Genomic DNA, 15343 nt, shown 5'->3' on the forward strand with positions numbered 1-15343 from the left:
TTGGACAGCGGAGTGGCTGTGGCTCACCGGGGTTACCTGGTGAGCCACTTCACTTCGTACGCCGCCATGTCGAACTTCTTGCCGTCGATGTCGGCGCTGATGGACCGCCCGAGGGTGTTCACCACCAGGACCGTCTTGTCGGTCGCGAGCACGCGCACATTGGGCACGTCGTCCGCGGCCACCGACACCGTCTTGTACGAAGTCCCGGGCGGGAACTCCTTGTTGAAGCGGGAGACCAGGCCGAACATGGGCAGTTCCTTGCCGCCGTCCGAGCTGTCCGTCGGCGTCCACAGACAGCCGGGGCAGTCGTCGCCCTTCTCGTCCTCCGGGTTCCAGTAGAAGCCGGAGGAGGCACCGCCCTTGACCATCGCGATCATCCCGGCGGCCTGGACGGCGACCCGGCGGGTCTCGGACCAGCCCTTGCGCTCGTCGTTGCCGTCGGCGGGCTCGACGTAGTACTCGGCCCACCACAGCGGCAGATCGTCCGTCTGCTGCCGCACCCACTGCCCCACGGCCGTGAGCTTGTCGGTGGCCGCGAACTCGTTCGGCAGCATCTCGTCGTCGTTGGTGTAGCTGGAGCCGTCGACGACGACGAAGTCGGCGCCCACCTTGTTCCTGTTCCAGTAGTCGAAGGCGTCGAGGACCCGCTGGTCCATCGCGCCCCAGGCGCCCTTGAAGGTCTTGGAGGCGTCGTCCGCGCGCGGGTCGACGCTGTCCATCACCAGATACGGCCCGCCGACCATGATGTCCTTGTCGACCTTCTTCAGGGCCTTGTAGACGAGGTTGTACAGCTTGGTGTAACCCTCGTAGTCCCAGCGGCCCTTGGCGTCGTTCCAGAAGCCCTTGAACTCGTTCCAGACGATGAAGTGCCGCACGTCCGGATACCGCTTGGCGACGGTCGCCGCGAGCGCGGCGAAGTCGGCGTAGTGCTCGGGCAGCGGGGCGGTCTCCAGGGCGGACTGGCTCCAGTTCGTGTTGTCGACGCCGGCCTTGCCGCCCTTCATCCAGTCCGGCGAGCAGCACAGCGTGACCACGGGTGTGCCGCCGGACTTGCGGATGAAGTCGATACGGCGGTCCATCGCGTCGAAGTCGTAACGCCCCTTGACCGGCTCGGGGTTGTCCGCGCCCCAGCCCATGATCGCCTGGTCCTGCGGCAGCCCGCCGGCGTCCGAGATCAGCTTCTCGACCCGGTCCGTGGCGGTGGAGCTGCCCTCGTCCGCGCTGTACTGGGTGTGGGTGAAGCCCCAGCCGACCTCGGGCTCGTCCTGGTCGGGCGGGGTCACCGGAGTGCCGTGCACCGTGTCGCCGTTGCGCGAGGTGCCGGCGGTGCTGCCGCCGCTGTCCGGCAGTGTGTTGATCAAGGTCACGATCAGGGCCAGCGCGGCCACGCCCACGCCGAGCAGCGCGGTGAGCCGCCACCGCCGTGCCCCCGAGGTCCACCCATGACGTCCCATCGAGGAAAACAGTAACGGGGGAGGTCCACGATCGGGCAGATGTTGTAAATCGACAGCTTCGTAACAGGACGGAGGGGACACAGAAGGAGACACGCGGACACAGCCGACACACCCGGCGCACTGCGGAAACCGGGTGCACACGGCCCGCTCGTGCCGGATCATGGACGCCATGTCTGCGAACCCACACGACGCGCTGCCGATCCGGCTCAACGTCGACGACAGCGACTCGCCGTCCGATGTCGTCGACGCGCTGTTCCTCGGCCGCTTCGCGACGGGCGAGCAGCCGTACTCGCATGCGGCGAACATCGACCGGGTCCGCTCCGGAGCCACCCTCCTGCCGCCCGGCGCGCACGTCCTGCGGGTGGCCCGCGACGACGACCGCAGCGCGACCCTGGCGGAGGGCGAGGGCTGGACTCTGCTGATCTCCCGCTGGAACCGCGGCGCGGACGTCACGGTCACGGCGACCACCGCCGAGCTCGCCAAGAAGGTCCTCGACCAGGCGACGGACGGCGCGGCGGACGAGCCCGAACCCCAGCCGGAGAACGTGACGATGGGCTTCTGGTACGTCTCCCCCAGGCGCGGCCCGCACCGCACCACCCGGCAGATCTCCGCCGGTACCTGGGACGAGGTCCGGGAGAACTACACCGCGCCGGTGGCGGACGCGATGGACCGCCTGATGAAGACGACCCCGGAGGACATCGCGGGCCGGCTTTTGCTGCTGCACGGCCCGCCGGGCACCGGCAAGACCTCCGCCCTGCGCACGCTCGCCCGGTCCTGGCGGGACTGGTGCCAGGTGGACTGCGTCCTGGACCCCGAGCGGCTCTTCTCCGACGTCGGCTATCTGATGGACATCGCGATCGGCGAGGAGGACTCGACGGGCAAGGGCCGCTGGCGGCTGCTGCTCCTGGAGGACTGCGACGAACTGATCCGCGGCGAGGCCAAGCACACGGCGGGCCAGGCCCTGTCCCGCCTGCTCAACCTCACCGACGGCCTGCTCGGCCAGGGCCGCAACGTCCTGGTGGGCGTCACGACCAACGAAGACCTGGAGCGCCTTCACCCGGCCGTCGTCCGCCCCGGCCGCTGCCTGGCCCGCATCGAGGTGGGCGCCCTGACCCGCCGGGAGGCGGTGAACTGGCTCGGCACGGAGGAGGGCGTGGGCCGCGAGGGCGCGACCCTCGCGGAGCTGTACGCGCTGCGCCGCGGCACCTCGCCGACGGCCGTGCCGGACCCGCGGGACGGGGCGGACGCGGGCCTGTACCTGTAGCGCCTGGCCTCCGGTGCTTTGATGGAGGTATGACCCTGTTCGTCGGGACATCCGGGTGGCAGTACAAGGACTGGCGGGGAGTCCTCTACCCACCCGGGTGTCCGACGCGGCTGTGGCTGGAGGAGTACGCGGAGCACTTCGCCACGGTGGAGATCAACAACGCGTTCTACCGCCTGCCGACCCGGGAGAACTTCGCGGCGTGGCGGGAGCGGGTGCCGGGGGACTTCGTGGTGGCGGTGAAGGCGAGCCGCTATCTGACCCACATCAAGCGGCTGCGCGACCCCGAGGAGCCGGTGCACCGCCTGATGGACCACGCGGCGGGCCTGGGCGACCGCCTGGGCCCGGTCCTGCTCCAACTCCCGCCGACGCTACGGGCGGACACGGAACTCCTGGACACCTGCCTGGCCTGCTTCCCGCCCGGCACCCGGATCGCGGTCGAGCCCCGCCACGACTCCTGGTGGGCCCCGGAGACACGCGAGGTCCTGGAGTCCCGCAAGGCGGCCCTGTGCTGGGCCGACGTCCGCTCACGCCCGGCCACACCGCTGTGGCGCACGACGGACTGGGGTTACGTCCGCTTCCACCAGGGCCGAGCGGAGGCGTGGCCGCGCTACGGCCGCCGGGCGCTGGCGAGTTGGGTGGACCGCATCACGGAGTCCTGGACCCCGGACGAGGACGTGTACGCGTACTTCAACAACGACCCGAACGGGGCGGCGGTGAAGGACGCGAGCGTTTTCGCGAGAACGGCGCGCAGGACGGACCTTCCGGTCACACGTACGCCCTGACCCTTTCCGCCTCCCTCAGCCCTCCCCGTATCCCGCCCGCAACGCGTCCCGCACAGCGGCCAGCGCCGCCTCCTCCCCCAGCCCCAGCCGCCGGACCCGCTCCACGTAGGCCTGAGCGGCCGACGCCGCTTCCCGCTCCGCGGCCGAGCCGGCGGCGGCCACGTACGTGCCGTTGCGCCCCCGCGTCTCGATCACCCCGTCGCTCTCCAGCGCCCGGTACGCCTTCGCCACCGTGTTGGCCGCCAGCCCCAGCCCCTCCGCGAGCCCCCGCACGGTCGGCAGCCGGTACCCCACCGGCAGCACCCCCGCCCGCGCCTGCTCGGAGATCTGCGCCCGCACCTGCTCGTACGGCGGCGCGCTGTCGTCGATGTGGATCTTCAAGGTCACGCTGCCGATTCTCCCGCACCCGCCGGAAAATGAGAGGCGTCCGCGCGTGTCCCGTCGTAGCGTGCGCCCAATGACACTCAACGTGCGCGACCTGCGCGTCGACGACCGTACCGACGTCGAGGCCTTCGCCCGGCTACGGCACCTGGCCCTTCCGTACATCATGTGGACCCCGGACGCGATCGTCCACCGCCTCGTCCACACCCACCCCGACGCACGTTTCCGGTCCCTCCTCGTGGAGGAGGACGGCGAGGCGATCGGCACGGCCCAGGTGCAACTGGCCCACGACAGCCCCGAGCCGGGTCAGGGCATGCTCAACATCTACGTACGCCCCGACAGGACCCGCCGAGGCGCCGGCGCCCTCCTGGTGCGCACGGCCGAGGAGCACCTCACCGCGCACGGCGCGACGAAGCTGTTCTCCTGGGTGCTGGACCAGCCGGCCAACCGCTCCTTCGCCGAGCGGCGCGGCTACCACGCCAGCCGCGCCGCCCACTTCCTCCGCCTCGACCTGACCGCCGGCACCCTCCCGCCGCTGCAGACCCCGCCGCCCGGCGTGGAGCTGCGCAGCGCCGCGGAGTTCGCGGACGACCCGCGCCCGTTGTTCGAGCTGGACGCGGAGACGACCTCGGACGAACCGAGCGACGTCGACACACAGATGAGCGACTACGAGAACTGGATCGAGGAGAACTGGAAACACCCGCTCCTCGACCGCGAGTTGACGATGGTCGCGCTGGTGGAGGGCCGCCCCGCCGCGTTCAGCGTGGCCCACACGGACCCCGCCTCGCGCCGCTACACCACCGCCATGACCGGCACCTCGCGCGACTTCCGCGGCCGGGGCCTGGCCAAGCTCGCCAAGAGCGCCTCCCTGCACCGCGCACAGGCCGCCGGCTTCACCGAGGCGCTGACGGGCAACGACGCGGGCAACGGTCCGATGCTCGCGATCAACAAGTGGTTCGGGTACGAGATCTGCGGCTCGGAGGTGCGCTTTGTCCGCGAACTCACCTGATCCCACACGGCGGTTGGACGTCGTCCTCGTCAAGGCGGGCCGCACGAAGATCCGTTACGACGCCGAGCTGCTCGCCGACGACGGCACCCGGGTCGCCGTACGCGCCCCCTGGGCCGGCGAGGGCGTCCGCGACTTCGGCTTCGTCCGCTTCGAGGCGGGCGACGTCTTCACCGAGTACTACTGGCGGGACCGCTGGTACGCGGTGAAGGAGGTCCGGGACGCCGGCGGCGCGCTGAAGGGCTGGTACTGCGACGTCACCCGGCCCGCGGTGCTCTCGGGCGGCGAGCTGGTCGTCGAGGACCTCGACCTGGACCTGTGGGTCTCCGCGGACGGCACGGACGTACGCCGTCTGGACGAGGACGAGTTCGCGGACAGCGGTCTGGCGGAGACGGACCCGCGGGCCGCGGCCGCCGCCGTCGCCGCGCTGGACGAGTTGGAGGCGCTGGCCCGCGGGACCGGCATCGAGGCGCTGCTGGCCTGAGCCGGCCGGCCCTCACACCACCGCGACCACCACGTACCGCTCGTCGCTCACTTCCCTGCCCCAGAGCACCGCCTCCCCCGAGAGCCGCTCCGTCCGCACCTCGGCGGCGAACGGCGCGACGAGCCCGGTCAGCACGTCGGCCGGTATCCCGGCCGACGTGACCGTCCCCCACACGCCCTCGACCAGCACCAGGCGGCCGCCGGGGCGCAGCAGACCGCGCCAGTGTCTGAGAGCGCGGCCGGGGTCGGGCAGCGCCCACACCATGTGTCGTACGAGAATCACGTCGTAGCGCTGCTCGCCCACCGGCGGTGCCGTCGCGTCACCGACCAGGAACACCGCGTCACGTCCGGCCAGCTTGGCCCGGGCCAGGTCGATCATGGCCGGGGAGGCGTCGACGCCGGTGACACGGTGTCCCTGTTCGGCCGCGAGGAGCGACAGGCTGCCCGTGCCGCAGCCGAGGTCGAGGATGTCCGAGGCCCGTCCCGGCAGCCAGTCGCGCAGCCGCTCGGCCCAGGCCCGCCGTACCTCCGGATCGCGCAGTCCGTGGTCCGGTTCGTCGTCGAAGGAGGCGGCCTGCGCGTCCCAGTCCACGTCCGTGCCCGCGTCCGCCCCGGTCAGCCCCTTGCTGTCTTGTGTCATGGGGCCAAGAGTGACACCCGCCACTGACAATCGAATCGTGACAGCCGCCACTGACAGACCGGCACCGATGAGTCACCCTCCCCGAAAGGGTCTACCTCCGTGAAATCGCGGAACTCGGTAGGCACTGAAGGAGGCAGCCATGCGCCGGACAACCGTGCACAAGCCCCTGAAGAGGACGGACTCCCGCAAGGTCCGTGAGGAAGCCGACGAGCGTCCCGCAGGGCGTCCGGAGGTGCGAAAGGACATCGCGCGCACGTGGTGGCCGGACGGCTGACAGCTCCGTCAGTCCAGCCGCTTGCGGTAGTGGATGCGGTCGTAGGGACCGTCCACGCGTCGCTCCACCGCCTCGTAGCCGTACTTCGGATAGATCTTCTGGTTCTCCCACATCATCGCGTTGGTGTAGAGCCTGACCTCGGGCAGGCCGAGCGCACGCGCGCGTGCGTCCACGAACCGCAGCAGCCGTCCCCCCACGCCCGTGCCCTGGGCGTCGGGGCGGACGGCGATGTTGTCGAGGTACAGATGGTCGTCGTACTCCTCGAGGACGACGAGCCCGACGACGGGGTCGCCCGTCACGAACACCTTCCCCGCGGCCACGTTCGCCGCGTGGTCCGCCTCCATGGGCACCGGCACCACCCCGATGCGCTCGATGTAGTGGTGGTACGCGGCATCGGTCACGGCCTTCACGGCCGGTACGTCGGCGGCGACGGCCGCCCGGATCTCATCGTCTCCCATGCCGGGGACGGTACCTACCTGATCCCAGTCTCAGCACTCCCTTAACGCGAGCATAAGGATCACCATCACCCGCCTCCAGCAGGCGATTCCACGGTTTCTTGGGGCTAGCTTCTGATCACCCGCCTCAAGGAGTTGGAGTTCCCCCATGCCCGCACGCCGCCGCAAGGTCGCCACGCTCGCCGCCCTCGGCGCGGCTCCGCTCGCCCTGACCGCGCTGGCCGCCGCCCCGGCGTCCGCGCACGGCACGATGGGGGACCCGGTCAGCCGGGTCGCGCAGTGCTACGCGGAGAACCCGGAGAGCCCCAAGTCGGACGCGTGCAGGGCGGCGGTCGCGGCTGGGGGTACCCCCTCTGGGGGAGGCACCCAGGCGCTCTACGACTGGAACGGCATCCGCATCGGCGACGCGAACGGGCAGCACCAGGCGCTGATCCCGGACGGCAAGCTGTGCAGCGCCAACAACGACGAGTTCAAGGGCCTCGACCTGGCCCGCGCGGACTGGCCCGCGACCGCCGTCAAGAGCGGCTCGTACACCTTCAAGTACCGTGTGACGGCCCCGCACAAGGGCACCTTCAAGGTGTACGTCACCAAGCCCGGCTACGACCCGACGAAGCCGCTGGCCTGGGCCGACCTGGACCTGGCCAACCCCGTGGCGACGGCCACGGACCCGGTCGCCGCGGGCGGCTTCTACACCTTCTCCGGCACGCTCCCCGCCCGCTCCGGCAAGCAGCTCCTGTATGCGATCTGGCAGCGCTCGGACAGCCCGGAGGCGTTCTACTCCTGCTCGGACGTCACGTTCGGCGGCAGCAGCGGCAACACTTCCGGCAGTAACGCTTCCGGAGGTGGTACGCCGAGCGGCGCGACCCCGGCCCCGACCGCCTCCGCGCCCTCCGACGAGCAGATCGCGGACGGCGCCGACAAGTCGACGGTCGAACACCACGGCCACGGCGACCAGGACGCCAGTACGTCCGCGGAGCCCGAGGCCGGCTCGGAGCCGGTCGCCGCCAACGAGCCGGAGGCGGCGGGCGCTTCGGAGAACCTCGCCGAGACCGGCGGCAGCGGCACCACCCCGTACCTGGCCATCGGCGGCGCGGCCGCCCTGGCGCTCGGTGCGGCGGCCCTGTTCGCCTCGGTTCGCCGCCGCGCGACCACCGGCGGTCGCCACGGCCGCTGACGGCCATGACGGGGGGCGGGGCCTGTCCGGCGGCTCAGGTCGGACAGGCCCCGTTCGTGCGTCAGCTCAGCGCCGACGCACAGGTGGTGGCGGTGGCGTGCGCCGGGTCGAGCGCGTTGGCCGCCTCGTGGAAGGCGATCCGGTCGGTGAGACCGAGCAGGGCGTGTTCGGAGAGGTCGAGCGAGCACAGGTTCTGGATGAGGACGTTGTGCACGTCGGATCCGCTCAGGAACTGGCTGGTGTACGGCGTGACCACCTCGTCGTACTTGGTGGCGATCACCGTGTAGTGGACGCCGGGGACGGTGTCGCCGCCCGCGTTCAGCTTGGTGAGGAAGGCGGAGCCGACGATCTGGTCGGCCAGCGCCGGGGTGTTCGTGGACAGGAAGTCCGCGGCGCCCGGGAAGTACGGCAGCAGGTTGGTCAGGCCGTCCAGGTCGGTGCCGTGGTTGTCGGGCGCGATACCGATCATGGCGTTCACCTTGGCGGCTCCGCCGAGGAACTTGAGGTAGTAGCGGGGCATCATGCCGCCCTGCGAGTGGCCGACGATGTCGACCTTGGCGGCACCGGTGGCGGCGAGCACCTTGTCGACGTAGGCGGAGAGTTGCTCTGCCGACTTGTCGATGGGGCCGAGGCCGTAGAGGACGGGGACGCCGGAGAGCTGGCCGTAGTCCAGGGAGAAGACGCAGTAGCCGCGGTCCTCCAGATAGGGCGCGAAGGACAGCCAGTTGTCCACGGAGTTGGCGAAGGTGCCGTGGACCAGGACGACGGGGCGGGGATGGGCGGCGGACGGCTTGCAGGAGTAGTCGTTCCAGCCACTCGACGAGCTCGCTGCGGTGTCGGCGGCATGGGCTGCGGTGGCGGGGACGGTGGCTGCGGCGGCTGTCAGCAGCAGCGCGGCCAGAGGTCTGAGCACTCGTTTCCAGGGCAGCATCGTGTGATCTCCTTGCGGCTCAAGGGAGTTGCGATGGCCTTACGCCCTGTGATCCGGATCACGAAGGATGCTGTTCACTCGTCAAGTTACGGGCGAGTAGCGCAACTGTGAAGTTACGCGTCAGTAAAAACTTCCAGTGGTAACTGACTCGGCAGTAGCTGCTGATGAACCGTCACCAGGCGGGCCTGATCGGACCATAGGGCGCGATCCGCCCCAATCGATCACGCAACGCCCGCACTTCACTCTCACCGAGGACTCCGACCCACCCCTGGACCACCTCGCCGGCCGCCTCCTCGGCGGCCCGGGTGCAGGCCCACCCCCGCTCGGTGAGCACGATCAGCCGGGCCCGCGCGTCCACGGGATGCGGTCGCCGCTCGGCGAAGCCCTTCCGCACGAGATCGTCGACAAGCTGACTCGCGGCCTGCTTGGTGACCCCGAGATGGACGGCGAGCTCGGTCACGGTCGCCCCGTCCGGGGCCAGCCGGGTGAAGGCGAACCCGTGCATGGGCCGCACCCCCTCGAAGCCACGGGCGACGACACCGTCATTGATGCGCTGGGTGAGCTCACCGGCGACGGCGAGCAGGGCGGCGGACAGGGCCATGGCCTCGGAGTTGTGCACGGAGGCATTGAAACACCCTTGACGAACTGGTCAAGCAGCTTGACTATGGAGCTCGCGAGATTAGTCAAGCAGCTTGACCATCTGAACGGAGCCCACCCATGCCCGTCATCCGCACCTCCGAGGCCCTCACCCACGAGATCCACGGCGCCCGCTTCGTCTCGTACGCCTCACCCCTCACCGGCAGCAAGGAACTCTGCGCCTGGCGCGGCGAGATCCCACCGAACACCAAGGCCCCCGTCCACACGGTGAGCCGCGAGGAGATCTTCCTCCTCCTAGTCGGCGAACTCCTGATCACCCTCGACGACCGCACCGACCGCATCACCGCGGGCGACACCCTGATCGTCAACCCCGGCGCGACCCTGGGCGTGGAGAACCCGACCGATCAGACGGCGATCACCTGGGTCACGACGTCCACAGGCCTGGAGGCGGAGCTGGAGGACGGCACCCGCATCACGCCCCCGTGGGCCAACTGAACTTGGCCCGCAGCAGCCCGACCATGACGCCGAGGCGTACGGCGGTCCGGTCGTCGCGCGGCCGGCCCGGCCGCCGAGTTCGTGGGCCTCGTGCGGGGTCGGGTCGTCCGCGTGCCGGACCGCCTGCCCGGCGTGCTCCCGTTCGAGGGCGGCTTCGTCGCCGTGCGTGAAGTAGTCCAGCGCGTCCTGGTGCATCTCGGTCCTCGCCACCGGGCCGTCGCCGTCGACCGGTTCGCCGATGTCCGTGAGCAGGATCCGCAGGTGCGCCGGAATGGCCAGGCAGGCGTCCTTGGGCAGACCCCTGTTGGCTTCGGCGTCAGCGGCCCGCCACTGCGCGAGGCTCACTTGCCCGCGGGACCTCGTAAGGAGGCGCCGCGGGATCCGTGACGGCGATCCGGCCCGCGGCGAGCATCCGCTCCAGCCCGGCCAGATCCGTCAACTCCCCGCATCCGACGGCACCGTCGGCGAAGGCCACCAGATCCTCGACGAAGTACTCGGCACTCCCCCGATGCCGCCGCCAGACATGACACCAGGCCTCGCCGACCCGCTCCCCGCCCACCATCCGATACGTCGGCCCCCGCCATCTCATGCGGGCACCTTGTGGCACCTCACGCCGCCAGCGCCCCCGGCATCACCGCCCCCGCCCCGAACTTCGCCCGTACCCGGTCCGCGGCCTCCTCGATGCGGCGCAGTTTCTCGTCGAGGGGGTCGAAGGTGAGCTGGTGGGAGGCCAGTTCGGCGGGGACGAGGGACTCGGCGCGCAGGAGGAGGGAGCGGACCCGGGCGCGCTGGAGGCCCAGGGCGTCGTACATGCCGTAGGCCGTCCTGGTCAGGGCGGCGGAATGGGCGGTGGGTTCCTCGAGGGTGCGTGTGCGGGTCGTGGCCGTGCGGTCGGCATAGCGCACGGTGAGCGTGAGGGTGCGGCAGACCTTGTCCACGGCGCGGAGCCGGGTGCCCAGTTCCTCGGCGGCCGAGAGCAGGGCGCGCCGGTGCCGGTCCGGGTCCAACTCGTCGCGGGAGAAGGGGCGTTCGGTGGCCAGCGACCGGGACACCCCGTTCGGGACGACCCGCCCGCGGTCGATGCCGTTCGCCTTCTCGTGCAGCTCGCGCCCCGCCTTCGCACCGACCAGCCGCTGCAGCGTGGAAAGCGGCGCACCGGCGACCCTGCCCAGGGTGTCGAGGCCGTAGTCGCACAGCGTACGAGCGGTGGCCGTACCGACACCTGGCAGCACGCCCACCGCACGGTCCGCGAGGAACTCCGCGACAGCGTCCGGGCCCTCCGGAACCTCGCAGGTCAGCCCCGGCCGGGCCGCCCGCAGCGCCACCCGGGCCAGCATCGGCCCCGGCCCGGCGCCGATCGCGCAGTCCACGCCGTGCAGGGCGAGGGCGCGCACCCGGATCACCGAGGCCAGCTCGACCGCGCTGCGCCCGAAGTACCGCTCGGCGCCCCGCAGATCGGCCAGCGCCCCGTCCGGCGGCAGCGCCTCCACGACCGGGGTGAACTCCTCCAGCAACCCGAGCAGCCCCGGCAGCGCGGCCTCGTCCGCCGGCGGCAACTGGAAACGTACGCACAGAATGGTCATCCCGCACTCCCCGGACTCTGGTGCCACAACTTCCGTACCTGTGAAGCCTCTTGACCCGCAGGCCGCAGATCGGCCCACGGGTTCATTTCGTATCCGGTGGGCATTTGGATTCGCCGTCCACCGGCCGGATCCGAGCTGTGCGCTTCCGCCACCGGCTCCGCCAGCCGCTTCGCCACCTCGTCCAGGCCGCCCTCGGCGCGCAGTTCGACCAGCTCGGCGAGGTTCCAGGCGGCGGACCCCACCACGCTCAGACTCCGCGGCCCGCGCCGCTGCACCACCCCGCGCACCAGCAGCAGCCAGGAGTGGAAGACGGTGTGGGCGCAGGCGTCGTGCGAGTCGTCGAAGAAGGCGAGGTCGACCAGCCCCGTACCGTCGTCGAGGGTGGAGAAGATGACCCGCTTGCCGGACCGGATCGGCGGTGTCTGGGTGGCCGCCTTGGCGCCCGCGACCAGCACCACCTCACCGTGCCGCGCCTCCCGCAGCCGACGCGCGGACACCACGCCCAGCTCGTCCAGGAAGGCCCGGTGATCGTCCATCAGATTGCGCGAGGCATCCATCGACAGCACACCCAGCTCGGCACTGAGCTTCTCGGCCTCCGACAGATCGGGCAGCCCCGCCGAAGCCGTCTTCCGCCCGCCGGCCAGGGGCAGTTGTCCCCCACCCGCACCCCGCGCCCCCCGCTGCAGCTCGGTCAAGTGCAGTTGCAGATCACGCCGGTTGGCGCCAAAGGCGTCCAACGCCCCCACCTGCGCGAGCCGTTGAGCGAGCGGCCTGCTGGGCCGCGCCCGCTCCCAGAAGTCCAGCAGCGAGGCATAGGGCTGCCCTTCCGCGATCCGAGCCGCCTCGGCCTCACTGATGCCATAGACATCGGAGAGCGCCAACCGCAGCCCCCACACCCCGGTTTCAGACACCAGTTCGATCCGATGGGCGACCGCCGACCGGTTGACATCCAACGGCAGCACCGGCACCCCCCTCCGCCGCGCATCCGCCAGCAGCAGCCGCTTCGGATACATCCCGGGATCGTGCGTGAGCAGCCCCGCATAGAAAGCAGCGGGATGATGAGCCTTCAGCCAGGCCGACTGATAGGTGGGCACGGCAAACGCGACAGCATGCGCCTTGCAGAAGCCGTAGCTGCCGAAGGCCTCCACGATCTCCCAAGTCCGCCGAATCGTTTCTTCCCCGTACCCGTTGGCCGCCGCATGCTGCCCGAACCACACCTTGTTCCGTCCCTGCGACTCGGGATCGGACAGCCCCCGCCGCACCCGGTCCGCCTCCCCCCGCCCGCACCCGGTCATGATCGCGACGATGTCGATGATCTGCTCATGGAAGACGACGACCCCGTACGTCCCCTTCAGCGGCTCCTCCAGATCCGGATGCGGATACCGCACCGGCGCCCGCCCGTGCCGGGCCTCGATGAAGGGCCGCACCATGTCGGCGGCGACCGGCCCCGGCCGGAACAACGAGATGTCAACGACGAGATCATGAAAAGTGGCCGGCTGCAGCCGCCCCACCAGATCCCGCTGCCCCGGCGACTCGATCTGGAAGCAGCCCAGGGTCTCGGTCGACCGGATGAGCTGATAGGTGGCCGGATCCCCACCCGCCACCCCATCCAGATCAATCCGCTCCCCCGTGGCCCGCTCGACTTCCGCCACCGCGTGCGCCATCGCCGACTGCATCCGCACACCCAGCACATCGAGCTTGAGCAGCCCCAGGTCCTCCACGTCGTCCTTGTCGAACTGCGACATGGGGAACCCCTCCCCACTGGTCGGCATGACCGGCGTACGACTCAACAGGGAAGCATCGGAGAGCAGCACCCCGCACGGATGCATGGCGACCCCGCGCGGCAAGGCGTCAAGAGCCTCGACCAGCTCCCACAGCCGGCCGTACCTGTCCATCTCCCCTGCCAGCGCCTTGAGTTCGGGCAGCTCCTCCAGCGCCGCGCGGGCATCACGTGCCCGGATGTGCGGAAAGGACTTGGCGATGCGATCGATCTCGGCCGGGTCCATGGACAGGGCCGCACCCACGTCCCGCACGGCGTGCCGCACCCGGTACGTCTCCGGCATCGCAACCGTGGCGACCCGCTCCTCCCCGAACCGCCCGATGATCGCCCGGTAGACCTCGAGCCGGCGCGCGGACTCCACGTCGATGTCGATGTCGGGCAGCACGACCCGCTCCTTCGACAGGAACCGCTCCATGAGCAGCCCGTGCTCGACCGGATCGGCGTTCGCGATGCCCAGCAGATGATTCACCAACGACCCCGCACCGGAGCCACGAGCGGCGACCCGGATCCCCATCTCCCGTACGTCATCCACCACCTGAGCAACCGTCAAAAAGTAAGAGGCGAAGCCGTGGTGACCGATGATGTCCAGTTCCCGATGCATCCGCTCCCAGTAGGCACGCCTGCCGCCGTAGCCATGTCGCACCATGCCGGCCGCCGCCCGAGAGGCCAGCGCCCGCTGGGCGGTGCGCCGCCCGGCGCCCACGAGATACGGCTCGGGAAAATGAACGGCACCCATGCCGAGGTCGTCCTCGGGATCGACGAGACACTCGGCGGCCACGGCCCGCGTCTGCTCCAGCAGCCGCTGAGCGACGTCACGCCGATAGCCCGCGGCCTCGACGATCCGCTCGGCAACCCGGAACATGTCCCCCGCACCCTTGAGCCAGGCCTCGCCGGAGTCCAGCCCCTTCCCCGGGTCGATCGGAACGAGCCGGCGGGCCGCGTCCAGCACATCGGCGACCGGCCCCAGCCCCGGATCGGCGTAACGGACGGCATTGCTGAGCACCGGCCGAACCCGCTGCTCGGCGGCGAAGCCGACGGTACGGGCGGCCAACCGCAGGGAGCCGCTCCCGGTCCCCTCCCGCCCGTGCCAGACGGCCTCGAGCCGCAGGGCGTCGCCGTAGACCTCACGCCAGGGAACGAGCAGCTTGGCGGCACGATCGGGCCGCCCCGCCGCCAGCGCCCGCCCGACATCGGAGGCGGGCCCGAGCAGAACACTCACCCCGTCGGCATGATTACTGCCCCAGGGCACCACCGGCGCCCCCTCACCCGCATGGGCAGCCGTAACGAGCCGACACAGATCGGCCCACCCCCGAGCACCGTCCCGCGCCAGAAAAGTGACCCTGGACATCGACTCATCGACGAAGACACCACCACGCACCGGAGTACGACGCCGCTCCCGCCGCACCGGATCGTCCTCCCGCACCCGCACGGGCGACTCCACCGCCAGCTCGGCACCGAACAGCGGACGGACACCCACCCCCTCGCAGGCCTTGGCGAAGCGAACCGCCCCCGCGAGGGTGTCGCGATCAGTAAGAGCCAGAGCGTCCATACCCCGCTCGGCGGCACGCTCGGCCAGCCGCTCCGGATGCGAGGCCCCATACCGCAAGGAGAACCCGGAAACGGTGTGCAGATGCGTGAACCCCGACATCCGCACCTCCTACCTTCGAACATCAGTTCCCGATCGCCCCACCCCCACCATAGACCAAAATTCGAACTCCCGTGCGACAACCATTCGACCGCCTCCCACCTGCGAAAACACCTCCAGCCGACATCAACACTGCGGCGAAACGTCTGCCGACACACGTGCCGTAACCCTGCGGAGCCACGGTCCCGCGGCCGCCCACGCACGGGAGCGGGTCGGGGCGGTACGGCGCAACCCGCCGCGTACATGGCATTAGGACGGCCCCGCCTCTCAAAGAAACGGCAAGACCGTAGGCGGCGGGTTCGGCGGTCTGTGGCACGCCCGCGACCTCCTCGCGCACGGCTGCTCACTGGACCTGCACCCGCGCGCCTTCGCCCCCGGCCGCTGCGCCCAGACCACCCT

The 15343-nt window shown here is 70.6% G+C and carries 16 protein-coding genes and 1 pseudogene; 8 read left to right on the top strand and 9 right to left on the bottom strand.

The features are described 5' to 3' along the window. Positions 1 to 32: 32 nt before the first annotated feature. Positions 33 to 1454, bottom strand: a complete 1422-nt coding sequence (locus ABZ848_RS43250; protein WP_360841005.1) for a xylan 1,4-beta-xylosidase — start codon at positions 1452 to 1454, stop codon at positions 33 to 35. A gap of 169 nt (positions 1455 to 1623) precedes the next feature. Here ABZ848_RS43250 and ABZ848_RS43255 point away from each other — a divergent pair, with 169 nt between their 5' ends. Both ABZ848_RS43255 and ABZ848_RS43260 read left to right on the top strand, forming a co-directional pair. Then, complete coding sequence (locus tag ABZ848_RS43255; protein WP_360841007.1) at positions 1624 to 2718, top strand: DUF5925 domain-containing protein; 1095 nt, start codon at positions 1624 to 1626, stop codon at positions 2716 to 2718. 29 nt (positions 2719 to 2747) lie between these two features. Further along, entirely contained in the window at positions 2748 to 3500 is a 753-nt protein-coding gene (locus tag ABZ848_RS43260) for a DUF72 domain-containing protein (protein WP_360841009.1), read from the top strand. 15 nt (positions 3501 to 3515) lie between these two features. On the opposite strand, the gene ABZ848_RS43265 is transcribed toward ABZ848_RS43260, so the two are convergent. Next, on the bottom strand, positions 3516 to 3887 hold the full coding sequence (locus ABZ848_RS43265; RefSeq protein ID WP_360841010.1) for a GntR family transcriptional regulator: 372 nt from the start codon (positions 3885 to 3887) through the stop codon (positions 3516 to 3518). A gap of 70 nt (positions 3888 to 3957) precedes the next feature. On the opposite strand from ABZ848_RS43265, the gene ABZ848_RS43270 reads away from it, so the two are divergent. After that, the gene (locus tag ABZ848_RS43270) at positions 3958 to 4890 is read left to right on the top strand and encodes a GNAT family N-acetyltransferase (protein ID WP_360841012.1); all 933 of its coding nucleotides are present in this window, start codon (positions 3958 to 3960) and stop codon (positions 4888 to 4890) included. Beyond that, entirely contained in the window at positions 4871 to 5371 is a 501-nt protein-coding gene (locus ABZ848_RS43275) for a DUF402 domain-containing protein (RefSeq protein ID WP_360841014.1), read from the top strand. The genes ABZ848_RS43270 and ABZ848_RS43275 overlap by 20 nt, the downstream gene beginning before the upstream one ends. A 12-nt stretch (positions 5372 to 5383) precedes the next feature. Here ABZ848_RS43275 and ABZ848_RS43280 read toward each other — a convergent pair whose 3' ends face one another. Then, positions 5384 to 6010: a class I SAM-dependent methyltransferase gene (locus ABZ848_RS43280; RefSeq protein ID WP_360841016.1), complete on the bottom strand. Its 627-nt coding sequence runs from the start codon at positions 6008 to 6010 to the stop codon at positions 5384 to 5386. 139 nt (positions 6011 to 6149) lie between these two features. Here ABZ848_RS43280 and ABZ848_RS43285 point away from each other — a divergent pair, with 139 nt between their 5' ends. Further along, a complete protein-coding gene (locus tag ABZ848_RS43285) occupies positions 6150 to 6284 on the top strand; it encodes a hypothetical protein (RefSeq protein ID WP_278196783.1) in 135 nt (44 codons plus the stop codon). A gap of 8 nt (positions 6285 to 6292) precedes the next feature. Here ABZ848_RS43285 and ABZ848_RS43290 read toward each other — a convergent pair whose 3' ends face one another. Further along, on the bottom strand, positions 6293 to 6742 hold the full coding sequence (locus ABZ848_RS43290; RefSeq protein WP_360841018.1) for a GNAT family N-acetyltransferase: 450 nt from the start codon (positions 6740 to 6742) through the stop codon (positions 6293 to 6295). Between the two features lie 145 nt (positions 6743 to 6887). On the opposite strand from ABZ848_RS43290, the gene ABZ848_RS43295 reads away from it, so the two are divergent. Continuing rightward, positions 6888 to 7913: a lytic polysaccharide monooxygenase gene (locus ABZ848_RS43295; RefSeq protein WP_360841020.1), complete on the top strand. Its 1026-nt coding sequence runs from the start codon at positions 6888 to 6890 to the stop codon at positions 7911 to 7913. 61 nt (positions 7914 to 7974) lie between these two features. Here ABZ848_RS43295 and ABZ848_RS43300 read toward each other — a convergent pair whose 3' ends face one another. Together ABZ848_RS43300 and ABZ848_RS43305 are read right to left on the bottom strand one after the other, a co-directional pair. After that, complete coding sequence (locus ABZ848_RS43300) at positions 7975 to 8844, bottom strand: alpha/beta fold hydrolase (protein WP_360841022.1); 870 nt, start codon at positions 8842 to 8844, stop codon at positions 7975 to 7977. Positions 8845 to 9016: 172 nt separating this feature from the next. After that, positions 9017 to 9463, bottom strand: a complete 447-nt coding sequence (locus ABZ848_RS43305; RefSeq protein WP_360841024.1) for a MarR family winged helix-turn-helix transcriptional regulator — start codon at positions 9461 to 9463, stop codon at positions 9017 to 9019. A gap of 98 nt (positions 9464 to 9561) precedes the next feature. Between ABZ848_RS43305 and ABZ848_RS43310 the strand changes: the two genes are divergently transcribed. Further along, a complete protein-coding gene (locus ABZ848_RS43310; RefSeq protein ID WP_360841026.1) occupies positions 9562 to 9936 on the top strand; it encodes a cupin domain-containing protein in 375 nt (124 codons plus the stop codon). Positions 9937 to 10252: 316 nt separating this feature from the next. Here ABZ848_RS43310 and ABZ848_RS43315 read toward each other — a convergent pair whose 3' ends face one another. From ABZ848_RS43315 to ABZ848_RS43325, 3 genes are read right to left on the bottom strand one after another with little or no spacing between them, the layout of a single operon-like run. Beyond that, positions 10253 to 10525 carry a hypothetical protein gene (locus tag ABZ848_RS43315; protein ID WP_360841028.1) on the bottom strand — a complete coding sequence of 91 codons (273 nt, stop codon included), beginning with the start codon at positions 10523 to 10525 and terminating at the stop codon, positions 10253 to 10255. Positions 10526 to 10544: 19 nt separating this feature from the next. Further along, positions 10545 to 11519: a hypothetical protein gene (locus ABZ848_RS43320; RefSeq protein ID WP_360841029.1), complete on the bottom strand. Its 975-nt coding sequence runs from the start codon at positions 11517 to 11519 to the stop codon at positions 10545 to 10547. After that, positions 11516 to 14947 (bottom strand): DNA polymerase III subunit alpha, encoded by a 3432-nt coding sequence (locus ABZ848_RS43325; protein ID WP_360841030.1) that lies wholly within the window; start codon positions 14945 to 14947, stop codon positions 11516 to 11518. Before ABZ848_RS43325 ends, ABZ848_RS43320 begins: the two co-directional genes overlap by 4 nt. Before the next feature lie 313 nt (positions 14948 to 15260). Here ABZ848_RS43325 and ABZ848_RS43330 point away from each other — a divergent pair. Beyond that, a pseudogene (locus ABZ848_RS43330) lies at positions 15261 to 15343 on the top strand (sarcosine oxidase subunit gamma); the annotation flags it as partial.

This window comes from Streptomyces sp. NPDC047081 (genome assembly GCF_040643775.1).
Taxonomy (GTDB): Bacteria; Actinomycetota; Actinomycetes; order Streptomycetales; family Streptomycetaceae; genus Streptomyces.